Annotated in this window: 18 protein-coding genes; 11 read left to right on the top strand and 7 right to left on the bottom strand. The window is 33.7% G+C overall.

Features of this window, described 5'->3' with window-relative positions; all coding sequences use genetic code 11:
* Positions 1-32 precede the first annotated feature (32 nt).
* The gene (locus tag DCO46_RS08575) at positions 33-611 is read right to left on the bottom strand and encodes a non-canonical purine NTP diphosphatase (RefSeq protein ID WP_116752147.1); all 579 of its coding nucleotides are present in this window, start codon (positions 609-611) and stop codon (positions 33-35) included.
* Positions 612-701: 90 nt separating this feature from the next.
* On the opposite strand from DCO46_RS08575, the gene DCO46_RS08570 reads away from it, so the two are divergent.
* The gene (locus DCO46_RS08570) at positions 702-2,480 is read left to right on the top strand and encodes an ABC transporter ATP-binding protein (RefSeq protein WP_116752146.1); all 1,779 of its coding nucleotides are present in this window, start codon (positions 702-704) and stop codon (positions 2,478-2,480) included.
* On the opposite strand, the gene DCO46_RS08565 is transcribed toward DCO46_RS08570, so the two are convergent.
* Entirely contained in the window at positions 2,461-2,844 is a 384-nt protein-coding gene (locus tag DCO46_RS08565; RefSeq protein ID WP_116752145.1) for a DUF2809 domain-containing protein, read from the bottom strand. The genes DCO46_RS08570 and DCO46_RS08565 overlap by 20 nt on opposite strands.
* A 143-nt stretch (positions 2,845-2,987) precedes the next feature.
* Between DCO46_RS08565 and DCO46_RS08560 the strand changes: the two genes are divergently transcribed.
* The 4 genes from DCO46_RS08560 to DCO46_RS08545 all read left to right on the top strand — a co-directional run bounded on the left by DCO46_RS08560 (position 2,988) and on the right by DCO46_RS08545 (position 6,483).
* The gene (locus DCO46_RS08560; RefSeq protein WP_116752144.1) at positions 2,988-4,178 is read left to right on the top strand and encodes a glycoside hydrolase family 88 protein; all 1,191 of its coding nucleotides are present in this window, start codon (positions 2,988-2,990) and stop codon (positions 4,176-4,178) included.
* Positions 4,179-4,426: 248 nt separating this feature from the next.
* On the top strand, positions 4,427-4,870 hold the full coding sequence (locus tag DCO46_RS08555; RefSeq protein ID WP_116752167.1) for a hypothetical protein: 444 nt from the start codon (positions 4,427-4,429) through the stop codon (positions 4,868-4,870).
* 144 nt (positions 4,871-5,014) lie between these two features.
* Positions 5,015-5,791 carry a hypothetical protein gene (locus tag DCO46_RS23050; protein WP_207784957.1) on the top strand — a complete coding sequence of 259 codons (777 nt, stop codon included), beginning with the start codon at positions 5,015-5,017 and terminating at the stop codon, positions 5,789-5,791.
* Between the two features lie 2 nt (positions 5,792-5,793).
* Entirely contained in the window at positions 5,794-6,483 is a 690-nt protein-coding gene (locus DCO46_RS08545; protein ID WP_116752143.1) for a hypothetical protein, read from the top strand.
* 55 nt (positions 6,484-6,538) lie between these two features.
* On the opposite strand, the gene DCO46_RS08540 is transcribed toward DCO46_RS08545, so the two are convergent.
* Positions 6,539-8,053, bottom strand: coding sequence for an FMN-binding glutamate synthase family protein (locus DCO46_RS08540; RefSeq protein ID WP_116752142.1), 1,515 nt, complete (start codon positions 8,051-8,053; stop codon positions 6,539-6,541).
* A 37-nt stretch (positions 8,054-8,090) separates the two neighbouring features.
* Entirely contained in the window at positions 8,091-8,864 is a 774-nt protein-coding gene (locus DCO46_RS08535; protein WP_116752141.1) for an NYN domain-containing protein, read from the bottom strand.
* A 208-nt stretch (positions 8,865-9,072) separates the two neighbouring features.
* On the opposite strand from DCO46_RS08535, the gene DCO46_RS08530 reads away from it, so the two are divergent.
* From DCO46_RS08530 to DCO46_RS08515, 4 genes are all read left to right on the top strand, one after another.
* Positions 9,073-9,522, top strand: a complete 450-nt coding sequence (locus tag DCO46_RS08530) for an RrF2 family transcriptional regulator (RefSeq protein WP_116752140.1) — start codon at positions 9,073-9,075, stop codon at positions 9,520-9,522.
* A gap of 26 nt (positions 9,523-9,548) precedes the next feature.
* Positions 9,549-10,067, top strand: a complete 519-nt coding sequence (gene azu / locus DCO46_RS08525; protein WP_116752139.1) for an azurin — start codon at positions 9,549-9,551, stop codon at positions 10,065-10,067.
* Between the two features lie 113 nt (positions 10,068-10,180).
* Positions 10,181-10,903: an iron-sulfur cluster repair di-iron protein gene (ric, locus tag DCO46_RS08520; protein WP_116752138.1), complete on the top strand. Its 723-nt coding sequence runs from the start codon at positions 10,181-10,183 to the stop codon at positions 10,901-10,903.
* A gap of 99 nt (positions 10,904-11,002) precedes the next feature.
* A complete protein-coding gene (locus DCO46_RS08515; protein WP_243416281.1) occupies positions 11,003-12,250 on the top strand; it encodes a hypothetical protein in 1,248 nt (415 codons plus the stop codon).
* 32 nt (positions 12,251-12,282) lie between these two features.
* Here the strand turns inward: DCO46_RS08515 and DCO46_RS08510 are convergent, their stop codons facing one another.
* Genes DCO46_RS08510 through nirK form a run of 3 tightly spaced genes read right to left on the bottom strand, consistent with a single transcriptional unit; the run spans position 12,283 to position 15,126 of the window.
* Positions 12,283-12,876 carry an SCO family protein gene (locus DCO46_RS08510; RefSeq protein WP_116752165.1) on the bottom strand — a complete coding sequence of 198 codons (594 nt, stop codon included), beginning with the start codon at positions 12,874-12,876 and terminating at the stop codon, positions 12,283-12,285.
* Between the two features lie 8 nt (positions 12,877-12,884).
* Positions 12,885-13,664, bottom strand: coding sequence for a formylglycine-generating enzyme family protein (locus DCO46_RS08505; RefSeq protein ID WP_116752137.1), 780 nt, complete (start codon positions 13,662-13,664; stop codon positions 12,885-12,887).
* 10 nt (positions 13,665-13,674) lie between these two features.
* The gene (gene nirK / locus DCO46_RS08500) at positions 13,675-15,126 is read right to left on the bottom strand and encodes a copper-containing nitrite reductase (protein ID WP_116752136.1); all 1,452 of its coding nucleotides are present in this window, start codon (positions 15,124-15,126) and stop codon (positions 13,675-13,677) included.
* Positions 15,127-15,391: 265 nt separating this feature from the next.
* Between nirK and DCO46_RS08495 the strand changes: the two genes are divergently transcribed.
* On the top strand, positions 15,392-16,654 hold the full coding sequence (locus DCO46_RS08495; protein ID WP_116752135.1) for an aminotransferase class I/II-fold pyridoxal phosphate-dependent enzyme: 1,263 nt from the start codon (positions 15,392-15,394) through the stop codon (positions 16,652-16,654).
* Between the two features lie 121 nt (positions 16,655-16,775).
* Complete coding sequence (locus DCO46_RS08490) at positions 16,776-17,258, top strand: hypothetical protein (protein WP_116752134.1); 483 nt, start codon at positions 16,776-16,778, stop codon at positions 17,256-17,258.
* Positions 17,259-17,299 lie beyond the last annotated feature (41 nt).

Below are 17,299 nucleotides of genomic sequence, written 5' to 3'. Positions count from 1 at the left end.
TTTTCGGGTTTAAAATGTTGTATTTTAAACAATTATTTTGTGGTGTTCAGGAAATCAATAAGTTGCTGGGTTGCTTTTCCGCGATGGCCAATTTTATTTTTGATTTCTAACGGTAATTCCGCAAAAGTTTCCTTATAATTTTCAGGCTGAAAGATGGGATCGTATCCAAAACCTCCGTTTCCGGTTTTATTTAATGTAATATTTCCTTTTGCAATTCCGGTAAAAAGATGCTGCTTACCATTTAGGTTTAAGGCAATAACGGTCTTGAACTGTGCACTGCGATCTGATTTATCCGATAAGGCATCTAAAAGTTTATTCATATTATCATCTGCATTTTTTTGCTCCCCTGCATATCTGGCAGAATAAACTCCCGGTTCTCCGTTTAAAGCCGTAACTTCTAATCCTGTATCATCAGCAAAACAATCATAGCCATAATTCTGAGTTACATAATCTGCTTTAAGGATCGCATTGCCTTCAATAGTAGCTGCTGTTTCGGGAATGTCTTCGTGACAGCCAATTTCTTTTAAACTTAATAATTGTATTGATCCGTTTAGAATACTTTGAATTTCGGCAATTTTATTTTTGTTATTTGATGCAAAAACAAGTTTCATAAATTTTGTATATTTAGGTAAATGTGACTAATTATCAAACACAAATTTAGAATTCTTATATTTGATATAATGCCTTAAAATAAAAAATAAATGCAGTTAGCTGTTTTGTATAAAAAAATAATGCCTTTTGTTAAGCCATACCGAAAAATGGTTATAGCAACTTTACTGCTGACGTTCTTAGGCTCTTTTGCAGCACAGGTAAATGCACTGATATTAAAGTATACCGTTGATACAATCAATAATTTAATGGTTGCACACGAACCTTTGTCAAAAGGTTTTCATTTATTGGGAATAATAAGCGTTGTATTACTTTCTAAAGAGTTAATTAATTCTGTTGTGCAATTTGGACAAAAGTTCTACGGAGAAAAGCTTCGCATATTTATAACACGCGATATTTCCCAAACAATAGTTGAAAAGATTTTAAGCTACAGAATGGAGTTCTATACCTCCGATGAAAATGAGAGTGGAAAACTGCAGACCAGAATAGATTTAGGAATAAGCAGTTTAACGCGACTGGTTCAAAACTTTTTTATTGATATTTTGCCCTTGTTTGCCAATGCTTTTGTGGCTTTGGTCATAATGTTTTATGCCAATGTCTATGTAGGTTTGGTCAGTTTGTGTATTATACCCATTTATTTTTATATCAGTCAATTGCAGGCCACTAAACTAAGCGGTTTCAGGAGAAGAATGCGAAATTATCGCGAAACAAAAAATAACGGGATTATAAGTTTGATCGAATCGATAACTGTTATTAAATCTTTTGTACGCGAACCCACAGAAGCTGAACGTCACCAAAAGATTCAGTTCGAAATGACCGAAAACCAGTTAGAAACGAGGAAAACCAGTTTTATCTTCGAAAGTGTCAAAAGTTTTGTTGAGCAGATTGGAGTGGTTATTATTATAATATTAACGGCCTATTTCGTTTTGAATAATGCCATGACTATTGGTGCCATAATGTTTCATATTATGTTGTTTAATAATGTGTCGTCGCCAATACGCCAATTACACCGCATTTATGATGAAGTAAATGATGCCTTGATTTATTCGGAAGGATTTTTTGATATTTTGGAATCCGATCAGGAAAAGGAAACGACCGGAGATTTTATACCCGAAAAAATAACTGGACTAATAGAAGTTAAAAATGTAGATTTTATTTATCCAAACGGAACCCAGGCTCTTTATGATGTTAGTTTTACCGTAAAACCAAACGAGACAACCGCTTTGGTTGGATTAAGCGGTGCCGGGAAAAGTACGGTTATTAATTTACTCGATAAATTTTACCTGCCATCAGCGGGTCATATTTTTTTAGACGGAGTTGATTTAGTCGATTATAATACTGATTTTCTTAGGCAAAATATTGGTTTGGCCCTGCAGAAAAACCACATATTCAAAGGTACAATTGCAGACAATATTTTATATGGAAAACCAGATGCATCAAAAGACGAAGTTATAGAAGCCGCCAGACAGGCGTATATTCACGAACAGGTTATTCAGCTGCCAAACGGTTATGATTCTGATGCACATTTGCTTTCCGGAGGGCAGCAGCAACGAATTGCAATTGCAAGATTGTTTCTAAAAAATCCACCCATCATTTTCCTGGACGAACCTACAGCAAGTCTGGATGCTATTGCCACAGAACAGATAAAAAAATCTCTGGATGCAATCAAAAAAGACAGAACAGTTATTATAATATCGCATAGTATTTCCCAAATTATTGATGCCTCAAATATTATTGTATTAGAAAAAGGAAGATCTATCGAAAAAGGAACGCACGATGAATTGTACGATAATAAAAAAACGTACTATGAAATTTTTATGGCAATGGCAAATAGTTTGAATATTGATAAAATTACTCAGACTTTTGATTGAGATAATTCAAAGCCATTTTTTCAATAATAAAAGTAATTGCAACTCCAAAAGTGTAAGCTACAAGATCACTGTACAAAAATCCCTGTCCTAAAACATATCTTCCGAAAAGTGTTTTTCTTAAAGAAATAATCCATTCGGCCTGATAGAGCTGTAAAAATTCAATAGAATAGCAGATTAACAGAGAGATGACTGTTATTTGCAATGCATTTTTAGTAATGAAAATTATTCTCACCAATAAATACATCATTACGGCATATAATAAATCCCCAAAATACAAAGGCACGATTGAGGTTTTTCTGGAGAGAATTCCAAGACAAATTACGAATAGAAATAATAAGGAATAGCAGATTCTTGATTTTTTCAATTTTGATGTAGTGTGATTATGAGCAAAGATAAAAAAACGGGTAGAAAATAGTACAGATTTGGTATATCGAAAGGACTAAAAGTTTTATGCCATAAAATTTAAAACTAAATTTTTATAAATTTAACCTACAAAAAACTATCACTATGCCTTTCGAACCAAAAAAACTTTTAGTTGTTACGTTGTTACTTTCTGTAACGATCATCTATTCACAGAAAAAAAGCGATACAAAATCATTCGATATAAAAAAACAGCTCGAATATTGCGCCGAACAAGCCACAAAAACATTAAAAGTAATACCAAATGACGGAACTTCTCCAAGAACAGTTCCGAATGGGAGTAAAGATTGGAAATTCGTAAATTATAAAGACTGGACAAGCGGTTTCTGGCCGGGCGAATTATGGTATTTGTATGAAGCAACCGGGGATAAAAAATGGGAGAAAGAAGCAGATAAATTTAGTCGTTTTCTAACGCCGTTATCTGTAACAAAAGCGGCGGACCATGATTTGGGCTTTCAGGTTTTTAATAGTTTCGGAAATGGTTATCGCCTGACGAAAAACAAGGGATATAAAGATATAATCCTGAAAACGGCAGATACTCTGGCAACACTTTTTAATCCAAAAGTCGGAACAATCCAGTCATGGCCCCATAATAAATATGGCGGACATAATACCATTATCGACAATATGATGAATCTGGAGCTTTTGTTCTGGGCTTCTAAAAACGGAGGAAATAAAAAGCTGTATGATATTGCAGTAAAACATGCTGAAACGACAATGAATAACCATTTCAGACCTGATTATACATCTTATCATGTTCTGATATATGATTATGAAACCGGTAAAAAGATAAAAGGAATGACAGCACAAGGCTACAGCGACGATAGTATGTGGGCGAGAGGTCAGGCCTGGGCGATTTATGGTTTTACAATGGTTTACAGAGAAACAAAAGACCCAAAATTTTTAGATTTTGCCCATAAGCTAACACGTGTTTACCTGGATAAATTAACTACTGAAGATTTTATTCCGTATTGGGATTTTAGTGCTCCGGATATTCCAAATGCTCCAAGAGACGCGTCTGCAGCAGCAATTGTTTCTTCTGCTCTTATCGAATTGAGCTCTTATACAAAAGACAAAACCTTAAAAAGTGAATATCAGACAAAAGCAAAAAAAATGATTGTTTCACTTTCAGACCATTATCAGAGCCACGATGTAAATTCAGCATTTTTATTACATGCCACCGGACACAAACCTGCTGGAAGTGAAATAGATTGCTCCATAAATTATGCAGATTATTATTACCTGGAAGCGCTTTTGAGGCTTCAAAAAATAAAATAATAAATTACGACAAAGGGCTCTTTATTTTAAGAGTCTTTTTTTATTCTAAAAAATTAATAATCCGCTTTCATTTTGAAATCAATGCGGATGAAAATTCTTTCAAAAGTGTCTTTTTTTTATTTGGTTAAATAACATTTAATCAAATGGTTAGTGGTGAAATATTCCATAATAAGGTATAGGAAATGACATGAAAATAGTTTATGTTTGAAGTAACAAAATCTATTAACCTAAACCAAAAAACAAAACCTATGAAAAAAAATTACGCTAAAATTTTATTGATTATCGTAATGCAGCTTTTACTTGTGAGCTGTCAGAATACGAAACAAAAAATTCAGAAACATGTAAACATTTACAACGCTGCTGCCGAACAATTCAAAGGTGATAACATTACTGGTACTACAGCAAAAGGATTTTTAGCAGCCAGTAAAATCGAAATCCGAATTTTAACTGACTTAGAACAAAACGAAACAAACAAACTGGCCGCGAGTAAAAGATTTCCGGATTTATTAGCTGAGATGATTAAAAAAGATCAGATTTCCAAAGTATTAATCGAAGAGGGTGTCGCTTTTGATGTTTATTTTTTAGCGAATAACAATACCATTTTTGCCCAACAGTTTATTGATAAGGAAGAACTGGCTATTTTAGAAAATACTAATACTTCTGAGCAAAATAAAGAAACAGCAAAATTGTAATCTGAAAGGACAGCATTAAAAAAAACAGCCTCTTATAAACATTAAAGAGGCTGTTTTCTTTTTGTTAAGGAAAATAATTACTTTGATTTACACTAACAAATCAAGTATGTTTGTTGTAAAATTATACTTAATAAATCCAAAAACATGATTAAAAAAATTACCCAAATCTCTTTTGCAATTACTATCGCATTGTTTTTAGTAAGTTGTAAAAACACCAAACAAAAAATGCAGGATTACGTTAATTCTTATAATAATTCTACTTCATTAATGCAGGATGAAGTTATTACTCACACAAGTGCTAAAGCATTTTTGCAGGATAATAAAATTGAAATAAGAATTGATACTAATTTAGAGCAAAGTAAAACAAACGAATCTATTTATAAAGATATGTTTCCTGCCTTCCTTGGTGAAACAATGAAAAAAGATCCTGCTTCGGTAGAATTAATAAATGAAGGTGTCACATTCGAAATATATTTTCTGGCGAATAACAGTACAATTCTTGCTGAGTTAAAAGTTGACAAAGAAGAATTAAATAAATTACTAGCCAAAAATACTACCAATTCCTTAGATAAGAAACAAAACACAGAGTCTGACTCCGGTAGTGAGATGCAGCAAATGCTGGTGTTAATGAATCAGAATATGCCAATTGTAAATGACGACGGAACGAAAGTTTTACAAATTGATCTTAGCAACAAAAATGAACTGGTTTATAAAATTGAAGTACCAAAACAATATTCAGAAATTCTAAAAGGAGACGGAGCAAAAGTTTTGATGAAAGAAAGTATTTTGAGAAGCAGTGATTTTAAAAGTATTTTAGCATCAGTCAAACGTTACGGAATAACAACAATTAAATACGTTTATCAGGATAAAAAAGGACAATTTATAAATGATATTGTTTTAACCGAAAAAGATCTGAAATAATCATGGATGAAAGACCAGCATGGAAAACTGTACTAGCTTTTATCGTTCCTGTTTTTTTATTTATCAGGTTATTGTACACTTGTTCCAATAATAATAGTTCCAATCATTATGATTTGAAGGTTAAACAGGGTTTTCAGGATACTGAAGCCATCCTGAAGAAGAGACTTGAGAGACAAACAACAACTGATAGACTTATATCTGTGAAGATGTTATATTCTGATTATAAAGCTCTGGATAGTTTATCGCCTTCGCTAAAGGAAGATTTCGGAATTGTAAAAGTTGCAAAAGATTCATTGGTTGATATTGCTTTAGAAACTCAGATTAAAATACCAAAGAATTATTACCTCCAGAATAATCATGATGAGTTATTAAGAATGGCATTTAAATCACCAGACAATCTGAATATTTTTATTCATGATTTTGAATCGAAAGATGATATTGAACAAAGTTTCAAAAAATTAAAAAGTGATAGTAATCTGCAAAAATATAAGGTAGAAAGTACGATAGATGGTGTTAAAGCTATATCATACAAAATAACCAAGGATAATAAAAGATTTAATGGATATGCCTTAGCTTTTAAAAGTAATGATATTAATCTTTTTTATGAATTTGAAAGTAGTGAACTTTCAATTGAGAAACTAAAAATGAGAGTTATGCTTTTCCTTTCAGAAAACATGAAAGAAAATAAGTAATCAGCTTTTTAATTAAAACAAAAGCCTCTTTGAAATAACAAAGAGGCTTTTTATTTTAGTTTCTTTTAGTAACATTTTTTAAATTATCAGGAAAATATAATTCTGATAAATTTGTAAACTCATCACCACGCATGAAAATATTAACATCCACATCGGCAAAGCTTTTTTTGCCGGCAGCAGCCAGCAGCTCATTGGCGGCGTGTAATGTATTTTTATGAAAATGATACACACGATCAGATTTATCTGTTACCACCAAACCTTTCATAAGCATTTTGTTTTGCGTTGCCACTCCGGTAGGGCATTCATTATTGTGACAACGAAGTGCCTGGATACAGCCCAGAGAAAACATAAAGCCACGCGCACTGTTGCACATATCAGCACCAAGTGCCACGGCATGTAAGATAGAATAACCGGAAATTATTTTCCCGCTTCCGATAATGCGTATCTTATCACGAATATTTAATCCGATTAAAGTTTTGTTTACAAAAATCAGGGCAGGTTCAAAAGGCATTCCAACACCATCGGCAAATTCCAGAGGTGCGGCACCTGTTCCTCCTTCAGCACCATCAACGGTAATGAAATCAGGATAAGTATCTTCGGCAATCATTTCGTGGCAAATAGCCTCAAATTCGGCGGTATTTCCAATACACAATTTAAATCCGATTGGCTTTCCATTTGACAATTCACGTAATTGCTTAATGAAACGAATTAATCCTTTTGTATCAGAAAAAACAGTATGTCCCGGAGGCGAAAGAATCATTGTATGAGGTTCAACTCCTCTTATTTTTGCAATAAACTCGGTATTTTTAGCAGCAGGAAGTACACCGCCATGACCTGGTTTCGCACCTTGAGAAAGTTTAATTTCGATCATTTTTACATTAGGAAGATTTGCTTTTTCCGAGAATTTTTCAGGACTAAAATTTCCTTCCGCATCACGGCATCCAAAATATCCTGTACCAATCTGCCATGTAATATCCCCGCCACCGGCAAGATGAAATTCTGTCAAACCGCCTTCTCCTGTATTTTGATAAAAATTTCCTTTTTTTGCACCAATATTAATGGCACGGACTGCGTTTTCGCTCAGCGAACCAAAACTCATTGCCGAAACATTAAACAGGGATGCCAGATAAGGCTGTTTACAATCTTTTCCGCCCACTAATACACGAGGCAGTTCTTCATTTACTTTTGCCGGAAAAATAGAATGTTTGATTCCTTCATAACCATCATGGTTCAGGTTCTGTTGTGTTCCGAAAGGCGTGCTTGAATCTATATTTTTTGCTCTTTGGTAAACCATAGAACGCTGATTTCTGGAAAACGGTTTTCCATCAGTAGATCTTTCAATAAAATATTGTTGAATTTCCGGGGCAATCATTTCAAATAAATACCTGAAGTAGCCTAAAACCGGAAAGTTTCGAAGAATGGCATGTTTGGTCTGAATTGCGTTATAAACACCAACAATTAATAAGATTGGTAAAATGATAACAAGTAAAAAACCGCGTCCTGAATAATAATAAACTGCGGCAACAATTAGAAACAATAAGAATCCGTAAATAAAGAATTTTTTTCTCATGTTTTTTAAAAAAATTAAATAGGTAATAAATTTGAAATTAATTGAATCTCAAACGAACGTAAACGTGTTTGATTCCTTTTTTGTCTGATTCTCTTTCGTCTATTTCAAGAATATCAGTTAAAGACTTTAGCATGGGTGTAAGTTTAGAAAAACCATAATTTCGCGGATCGAATTCGGGTTTTTTCTTTACAATCAAATTTCCGACATCGCCCAGAAATGCCCAGCCGTCGTCATCTTCAATATCTTCAATTGTAGCTTCAATAAGCTCAATAGTTTGCTTGTCAATTTTATGCAATGCTTTTTCAGCAGGTTTTTCAACTGGCTTTTTAACATCAGCCTCTTTGATTTTCTTTTTCTGGATAGCCCCGTCCAAAACCTCGATGTAAATAAACCTGTCACAGGCAACAATAAAAGAGTTGGGTGTTTTCTTTTCCCCGATACCAATCACTTTCATTCCCGATTCCCTGAGTCTGATAGCTAAGCGGGTAAAATCGCTATCACTTGAAACAATACAAAAACCATCCAGTTTTCCTGAATAAAGCAAATCCATCGCATCAATAATTAATGCTGAATCTGATGAATTTTTACCTACGGTATAACTGTATTGCTGAATGGGTGTAATGGCATGTTCTAATAAAACACCTTTCCATCCGTTAGAATTTGGTTTTGTCCAGTCTGCATATATACGTTTAGTTGTAGGAGTTCCAAATTTTGCTACTTCTTCCATCATACCTTTTACATTACTATAAGGTACGTTATCGGCATCAATAAGAACAGCAAGTTTTAAATCTTTTGTATTGTTTAAAGGCATTTTTCTGTGTTTTACAAAAATTATGATCTATCAAAGATAAAACTAATATCTTTTAAAACACGGGTAGTTTAAGGAATTAGTTTTGCAGGGCATTTAAATTATTCTGGTTATAAATAAGCTTTAGTTCCGGATTATAAATAATTAAAAGATAAATTTGTCTTTTATTATATTTTTAGTAAATTTGTATAAAGTTAATACCTGATAAATTATGTTTTCAAAAGCTTGTGAGTATGGAATTCGGGCATCAATTTTTATTGCAGCGAAATCTTCAAAAGGAATTAGAGTTGGAATAAAAGATGTCGCAAAAGAAATCGACTCTCCCGAACCCTTCACGGCAAAAATAATGCAGATTCTTACCAAGAATAAGATTATTCATTCGGCAAAAGGAGTGGGAGGAGGTTTTGAAGTTTCTAATGAAGCTGTAAAATCGATAAAGCTAATTCATATTGTTGATGCGATAGACGGTGACAGCATATACAAAGGCTGTGGGATTGGATTGAAAGAATGTTCCGAAATACATCCCTGTCCTGTTCATAATGAGTTTAAAAAAATACGTGAACTCTTATTGGTGATGCTAACGACAACAACTTTAGAAGAACTGGCATTGGGTGTAAAATCAGGTGATTTTCATCTGAGGATTTTAAATAAAGACAACTAATATTATAATAATTTAAACAGATTGCAATGAATAAGAGAATGAAAATTTCGATGGTTATGCTTATGGGGTTTCTGGCAATAACTTCATGTGGCAAAAAAGATGCTTCTGCAACTGAAGAAGCTACAGAAACAACTACTACAACTGAAAGTCCTGAAGCTGCTGAAACAGTTACGAATGTTTTGGTTATTGAAGGTAATGATCAAATGCAGTTTAACAAATCGGAGTTAAGAGCAATGGCCGGAAAACCAATTACCTTAACACTGAAACACGTTGGTAAAATCCCTAAAGAAGCCATGGGACACAACCTGGTAATCTTGCAGGAAGGTACAGATGAAGCTGCTTTTGCTGCTAAAGCAATCAATGCAAAAGACACAGACTATATTCCGGCTTCAGAAAAAGTGTCAATCATTGCCCATACTAAATTATTGGGCGGCGGAGAACAAGATACTATAGAATTTACAATTGATAAAAAAGGAACCTATAACTTCTTATGTACTTTTCCGGGCCACGTAGCCATGATGAAAGGTACTTTGATTGTTGAGTAAATAAAGACTCTGAGGATAAATAAAACCTCAGAGTTTTTTAATAAAACAATAAAAGATAATTTTGTCTTTTATTCAATATGAAAACCCATGAATTAAACTAAAAAACAGATATAATGGAAAATTTAAAAAATAAAACTATCGGTTCATTTGTAGCTCAGGATTTTAGAACGGCTGCAGTATTTACAAAATATGATATAGATTTTTGTTGTAAAGGCAACAGGACATTAAATGAAGTCTGTGAAAAACAGCATATTGACTCAGATGTATTGCTGCAGAATGTTTATGATGTTCTACAATCAGAAAATCCAAGCGGAGTTGATTTTAATTCCTGGCCCTTGGACTTACTGGTAGATTATATTGAGAAAACGCATCATCGTTATGTGGAAGAAAAAACATCGGTATTGATTCAGTTTTTAGATAAACTTTGCAGGGTACACGGCAATGCCCATCCTGAACTTTTTAAAATAAATGAATTATTTACCGGTTGTGCAGGCGAATTGTCACAGCATATGAAAAAGGAAGAGCTGATCTTATTTCCTTTTGTAAGCAGAATGGTCAAAACCAAAAACGCTGACGGTATTTTGTCTCAGCCATCATTTGGAACAGTTTCTAACCCAATTGCGATGATGATGCACGAGCATGATAATGAAGGAGAAAGATTTAGGGAAATAGCATTACTGACAAATAATTATACAGCTCCTGATGATGCATGCACTACTTATAAAGTGACTTATGCCATGCTAAAAGAGTTTGAGGAAGACCTTCATAAACACATTCACTTAGAAAATAATATTCTTTTTCCCAAAGCTGTCCTTTTAGAAAAAGAGTTTGCCTGAATTTTAACCGGATTGTAATTAAAATGCATCGATTTATCATTTGAAAGCAGTGATCAAAGTCGATGCATTTTTGCATACGTGTTTTTAATATTTTTGATTTTGAAAAAAATACAGTTTTTGTACAAAATGAATTCTAAAAAGAGCTGGATAACCTGTTGCTTTTTTAACTTTCTGATTGCTTCAGGAATCGGTTTGGTCATGCGTTTCACCTTTCTGTTTCCTTTGCAGTTTATAAACTACACTTTTTTGCTTCACGCACATTCTCATGTTGCAATGTTGGGTTGGGCGTATTTGATGATTTATGTTTTAATAGTCTGTTTTTTTATTCCCGAAGAAAAAAGACAAAATCCAATTTACAGCAGGTTATTCTGGCTTACAGAATTTACAGTAATTGGTATGATGATTTCTTTTTCTATTCAGGGATATGCATTTTTTTCCATTTTGTTTTCTACACTCCACATCTTTCTAAGTTATGTTTTTTGCCGGAAGGTCTGGAAGGATTGTCATCGTGATAAAAACTTTAGCGGTCAGCTTTTATCTATGTCCATTTTATTTATGGTTTTATCAACGTTTGGGGTTTGGTGTTTAGGTCCTGCAGTCAGCACCTTAGGAAAACAAAATGCCTTTTATCAAATAGCAATTCAGTTTTTTCTGCATTTTCAATTTAACGGATGGTTTTTACTGGCAGTTTTAGCCTTGTTTCTAAAACAATTTACAAAGAAGATAGAAAGCAGGATGTTTAATAATTTCTTTTTGCTTCTGGTGATTTCTGTTTTTTTAACTTTTGCATTTCCTGTCAGCTGGTATATCTCCAGTGAAATTCTTTACGGGATAAATTTATCAGGCGTTTTATTGCAAATAATTTCTTTTTGGTATTTCTACAAAATGCTGAAACCGCAAATAATGTATTTTAAAGCAGGTTTGAATCAGCTTACAAAATTAGTTTATAGCTTATCATTATGTTCACTATTTTTAAAACTCTGTATTCAATTAGTAGTTTTGATTCCAAATTTAGGGGAGTCTTCACATCATATTAGAAATTTTGTAATAGGTTTTGTCCATCTTACCACTCTTGGCATCATTACCGGATTTTTATTTGGAGTTTTACTTCAGGCAAAATTATTAGCTACAGAATCTCTCTTAATGAAATCAGGAATGAAGTGTTTTATTTGGGGTTACATTGCAACAGAAATTGTACTGTTTGTTCAGGGCGGATTTTTTTATTTTAATATTGGTTTGTTGCGTGGATACTATACGATCATTTTTGCGGCAAGCATTCTTATCGTCTTGGGTTTATTTTTAATTTCAGTCTCGTTATTAAATAAAAAACAGGAGTCGGTTATTTAAAACCGCTCCTGCTTTTCAACTAATTAACCTATTTAAATTTTTGCCGCTTCCTCGTTGATTTTCTCAACTGTTTTTTCATTATTTACACCCAAACCTTCCTGCTGATAAATAAGTTCACCTTCCGGATTAAATACACTTATAATATTTGAATGTGAAAAATCAATGGGAGATATTTTTTTGTAATTAACGGCAAGAACTGCTGCAAATTCCCTCGTGTTTTCTTCAGTTGAACGTAAAAATATCCACGGCTCCTGATTCATTTTGTTATTAACAGCGAATGATTTTAGCCGCTGTGGTGTATCTGTTTCAGGATCAATGCTCACCAGGATAAGTTTTACATTTTTCTTATTGTCTTTATTCAATTTAGATTCTATATCTCTCATATCTGCAACCAATCTGGGGCAGGCAGCCTTACAGGAAGTATAAATCATGACCATCACCAGAACATTTCCTTTCAGGCTTTTTAGTTCAGTAGTTTTCCCATCCTGATTGGTCCATTGTGACGGTAAATTGTAAATCGATAAATCACTGATCGGTTTGTTTTTTGTTTTTTCTTCTTCTTTAGCATTTTTACAACTTTGTAGAGTAAAAAGCAGTGTGAAGATTATAATTGTTATTCTTTTCATTTCTAAAATTATTTTTTGATTAATGAACCCGCACATCTAAAACCCAAGTTTCGGGTTGAGTATTTTGCTTTTAAACTTCCTCTAAACGCATATCTCATAAAGGCAGCATAGTCCATTAAATCTGATGCATTGACTGAAGACGCACCACAAAAAAGGTTTTTATCACTGCTTTTGTCTTTTCTGGATTCTCCAGATAAAAACAGGCTGTTGAAATCTGCTGTCCATTCCCATACAAGGCCGTGCATATCATAAACTCCCCAGTAGTTTTTAAACGTCGAGCCAATCGGATTTTCATAGGTTTTTGATTTTTCATACCAGGAAAGAATGTATTCATTAAATTCTTTTCTGGTTCTTGCATCAGTCCTTTTTTCATCTGCCATAGCAACATATTCCCATTCATCCATAGTCGGTAAACATTTTCCCTGACATTCACAATATTTTTTGGCAGCAAACCAGGAAACACTTGTTACAGGTGAATTTGGATTTGCTTTCCCAAAATCAAAATCGTTTTTCCAGTAATTCAGATAACTTTTATCAGCAAAAATTCCTTTTATTTTTGATCTGCCAAATGCTGGATTTTTTTTAATAAAATTTAAAAACGCAATATTGGTTACAGGATATATATCTATTGAGAAGGATTTTACAACAACAGGTTTTTTTGATGTAGCTCCGTAAAGAGGGACAAATGTTCCCTCTTGTATATGAGCCATCTTTGCTTCCTGCGCCCTTATCACTGCTGCAGGAGTAAGAATAAAAAGAAAGATGAGTATTAAAATCCTTTTTTGCATGATAATAGTGTTATCGCTGTGCTTTTACCATTTCCGGATTAATCACCGTTTTATTGTTGCCCCAGCTATTGTATATATAGGTAAGGACATTTGCAATTTCGTCATCAGATAAATTTTGGGCTGGCATGACATTATTGTATTTTTTGCCATTTACTGTAAGTTCGCCTGTTGCGCCATGCAGGATAGTTCTGATAGCTCTTTTTGCATCTGCATTTAAATAATCAGATTTGGCCAAAGGAGGAAAAGTATTCGGAATTCCCTGTCCTTCTGACTGATGACACGCAAAACACGTGGTCCCAAAAATTTGTTTTCCTATTTTTATTTTTTCGTCTACCGTTCTGTTAGGAATCGCAGTTGTTTTAGTATTGGTTCCGGATGGCATTTTTTGAATTGTTCCTCCTTCTGGCAGATATATTCCTTCCTGTACAGTGCCTGAGTAGACGCTTTTATTTTCTGCGCCTTCTACTTTTAGAATACCAAGAGCTCCTTTATTAAATGCCCTGAAAATAGAGTGGTCAACCAGAATAAAATTCCCGGGAGTTTCTACCTTAAAATCAACAATTGAAGAACCTCCGGCCGGAATCAGCGTGGTCTGAACATTTTTATTGACCAGATTTCCACCTTCTATATGAACATTGTCAAATATTTCTCCAATAACATGGAACGATGAAACCAGATTTGGTCCGCCGTTTCCAACAAACAGACGTACTGTTTCACCAACTTTTGCAGTTAGTTCATTTCCATTTGTCAGCGATCCCACTTTTCCGTTAAAAACTACATAATCAGGTGTTTCTTTGACAGCTTTATTCATATCAAAGGCCTGTAGCCCTTTTGCTCCATATTCACCCTGGGTATAAAAATCCCCCTGCATTACATAATATTCTTTGTCAACAGGAGGAAGGCCGCCCTCCGGCTCAACTAATATTAAACCATACATTCCGTTTGCAATGTGCATACCAACAGGAGCAGTAGCGCAATGATATACATACAATCCCGGATTCAGTACTTTAAAATTAAATACTTTTTCGTGACCAGGTGCTACCAATGATGATGTTGCACCTCCTCCCGGTCCGGTGACAGCATGCAGGTCAATATTGTGTGGCAGTTTGTTGTCGGGATGATTCTTTAGATGAAACTCTACTTCATCACCAACACGGGTTCTGATAAAACTTCCCGGTACAGATCCGCCAAATGTCCAGTATACATATTTTACTCCATCTGTCATTGTGCCTTCCTGTTCTTTAATTTCCATGCTTACTTTTAGTTTCATGGCTGCTCTGTTGCCTACAGGTTTTGGAACTAATGGAGGGGCAGTCAGTTCTGCATCCATTTCTCCTTTGGTTGTAATTTTTGCATAATTTTTATTGTTTTCTTCTCTTTTGCATGATTGCAACAAAGGCAGTACAAAAAGCAAACACACAACAACTAATAAGTCTTTTGTTAGTTTATAATTTCTTTTCATAATAACTGGTTTTATTTTAGTTTTAATTTAATGTAAAAATAAAAGACGTTTTTATCTTTTATTATGATAAAAATCATTTTTAAAGACTTGTTGAATTATTTTTTTTAAGTTAAAACTTGTTAAATAAAAACGTCTAAAACTAGCAATGCTACTGATTATTTGCATTTCAGGTTATTTTTCAAAAAAACAAATAGCTGACTCTATTTTAGAATAATAATTATTATTTTTGCTCCCTGTTAAAATAAAATTATTACTTCAATATATTATGGTAAAAGATTTATTCGAAAGAATTCAAAACAATAAAGGACCATTAGGAAAATGGGCTTCGCAAGCAGAAGGTTATTTTGTATTTCCTAAATTAGAAGGAGAACTTGGTCCTAGAATGCAGTTTGGTGGAAAAGAAATTTTGAACTGGAGTATAAATGATTACTTAGGATTGGCTAATCACCCGGAGGTGCGTCAGGCAGATATTGATGCAGCAAAAGAATACGGTGCAGCTTACCCAATGGGAGCACGTATGATGTCTGGTCATACAAAATACCACGAACAATTAGAGAATGAACTGGCTGCTTTTGTAATGAAAGAATCTGCTTATTTACTAAATTTTGGTTATCAGGGAATGGTTTCTACTATTGATGCTCTGGTAACAAAAAATGATATAATTGTTTACGATGTAGATGCTCATGCCTGTATTATTGATGGTGTACGTTTGCATATGGGTAAACGTTTTACTTACAGACATAATGATCTTGAAAGTATGGAGAAAAACCTTCAGCGTGCTACAAAAATGGCAGAAGAAACCGGAGGGGGAATCTTATTTATTACTGAAGGTGTTTTTGGAATGCGAGGACAACAAGGTAAATTAAAAGAGATTGTTGCGTTAAAACAAAAATACAATTTCAGATTATTAGTAGATGATGCACACGGTTTTGGCACACTTGGTAAAACAGGTGCCGGAGCAGGTGAGGAGCAGGGAGTTCAGGCAGATATTGATGTATACTTTTCTACTTTTGCAAAATCAATGGCTAATATCGGAGCTTTTATAGCTGCAGATAAGGATATTATCGATTACTTAAAATATAATTTACGTTCGCAAATGTTTGCTAAAGCATTACCAATGATCCAGACAATCGGATCATTAAAACGTTTGGAATTGTTACGTAACCACCCGGAATTGAAAGATAAATTATGGGAAAACGTAAATGCATTGCAAAACGGATTGCGTGAAAGAAATTTTAACATTGGAGATACAAATACTTGTGTAACACCAGTTTATTTAGAAGGAAGTGTTCCGGAAGCAATGGTTATGGTAAATGATTTAAGAGAAAACTACGGTATTTTCCTTTCAATCGTAATCTATCCTGTAATTCCAAAAGGGATTATTTTGTTAAGAATGATTCCGACCACTTCTCATACATTAACGGATATTAATGAAACGTTAACTGCATTTGAAGCAATCCGCGAAAAATTAGTAAACGGAACATACAAAGAAATTGCCAGCAGAACTACAGTAGATTTAGATGCTTAATTTCTAAAATAAAATAGATTCCATGGTATGGGAATTATGTAAAAAATCCATTCTCACTCAGAATGGATTTTTTTTATATTCTGCTTACATTTATAGTAATAAAACATTAAAACTAAGTATTATGAAAAAATTATTCGCACTAACATTAATTATTATGGTTGGTTTTGTTTCCTGCAAAAAAACAGATACTGTAACTGGAGAAATTGCTCCCAGTGCACCAAAAGTAGCCGAAAGTGCTGAGCCAACAGGAAATCAATGTTATTCTTATTCGGGCAATAACAGCATGGTAGATTTGAGCTTTAATGTAAATTCTCATCAGGAAGTAAATGGTACATTAAGTTATAACTTATCTGAAAAAGATAAAAATGAAGGTATTTTAGTCGGAAATATGAAAGGTGATACACTTATTGCAGATTATACATTTACATCTGAAGGTGTTTCTTCTGTTAGAGAAGTCGCTTTTCTAAACAGAGAAGGAACATTTATCGAAGGCTATGGAGAAACAGTAGAAGCAAATGATAAGATTGTGTTTAAAGATAAATCAAAACTTATATTTGATCAGAAAAATATACTGGTAAAAGTAGATTGCAAACCAGTACAATAAAAAAAAATCCCTTTCAAAAGGGATTTTTTTTATAATAAACT

The organism is Flavobacterium sp. HTF, from assembly GCF_003105115.1.
Taxonomy (GTDB): domain Bacteria; phylum Bacteroidota; class Bacteroidia; order Flavobacteriales; family Flavobacteriaceae; genus Flavobacterium.
The sequence above is the reverse complement of the archived record's forward strand: the minus strand, read 5'-3'. Positions and strand labels throughout refer to the sequence as shown.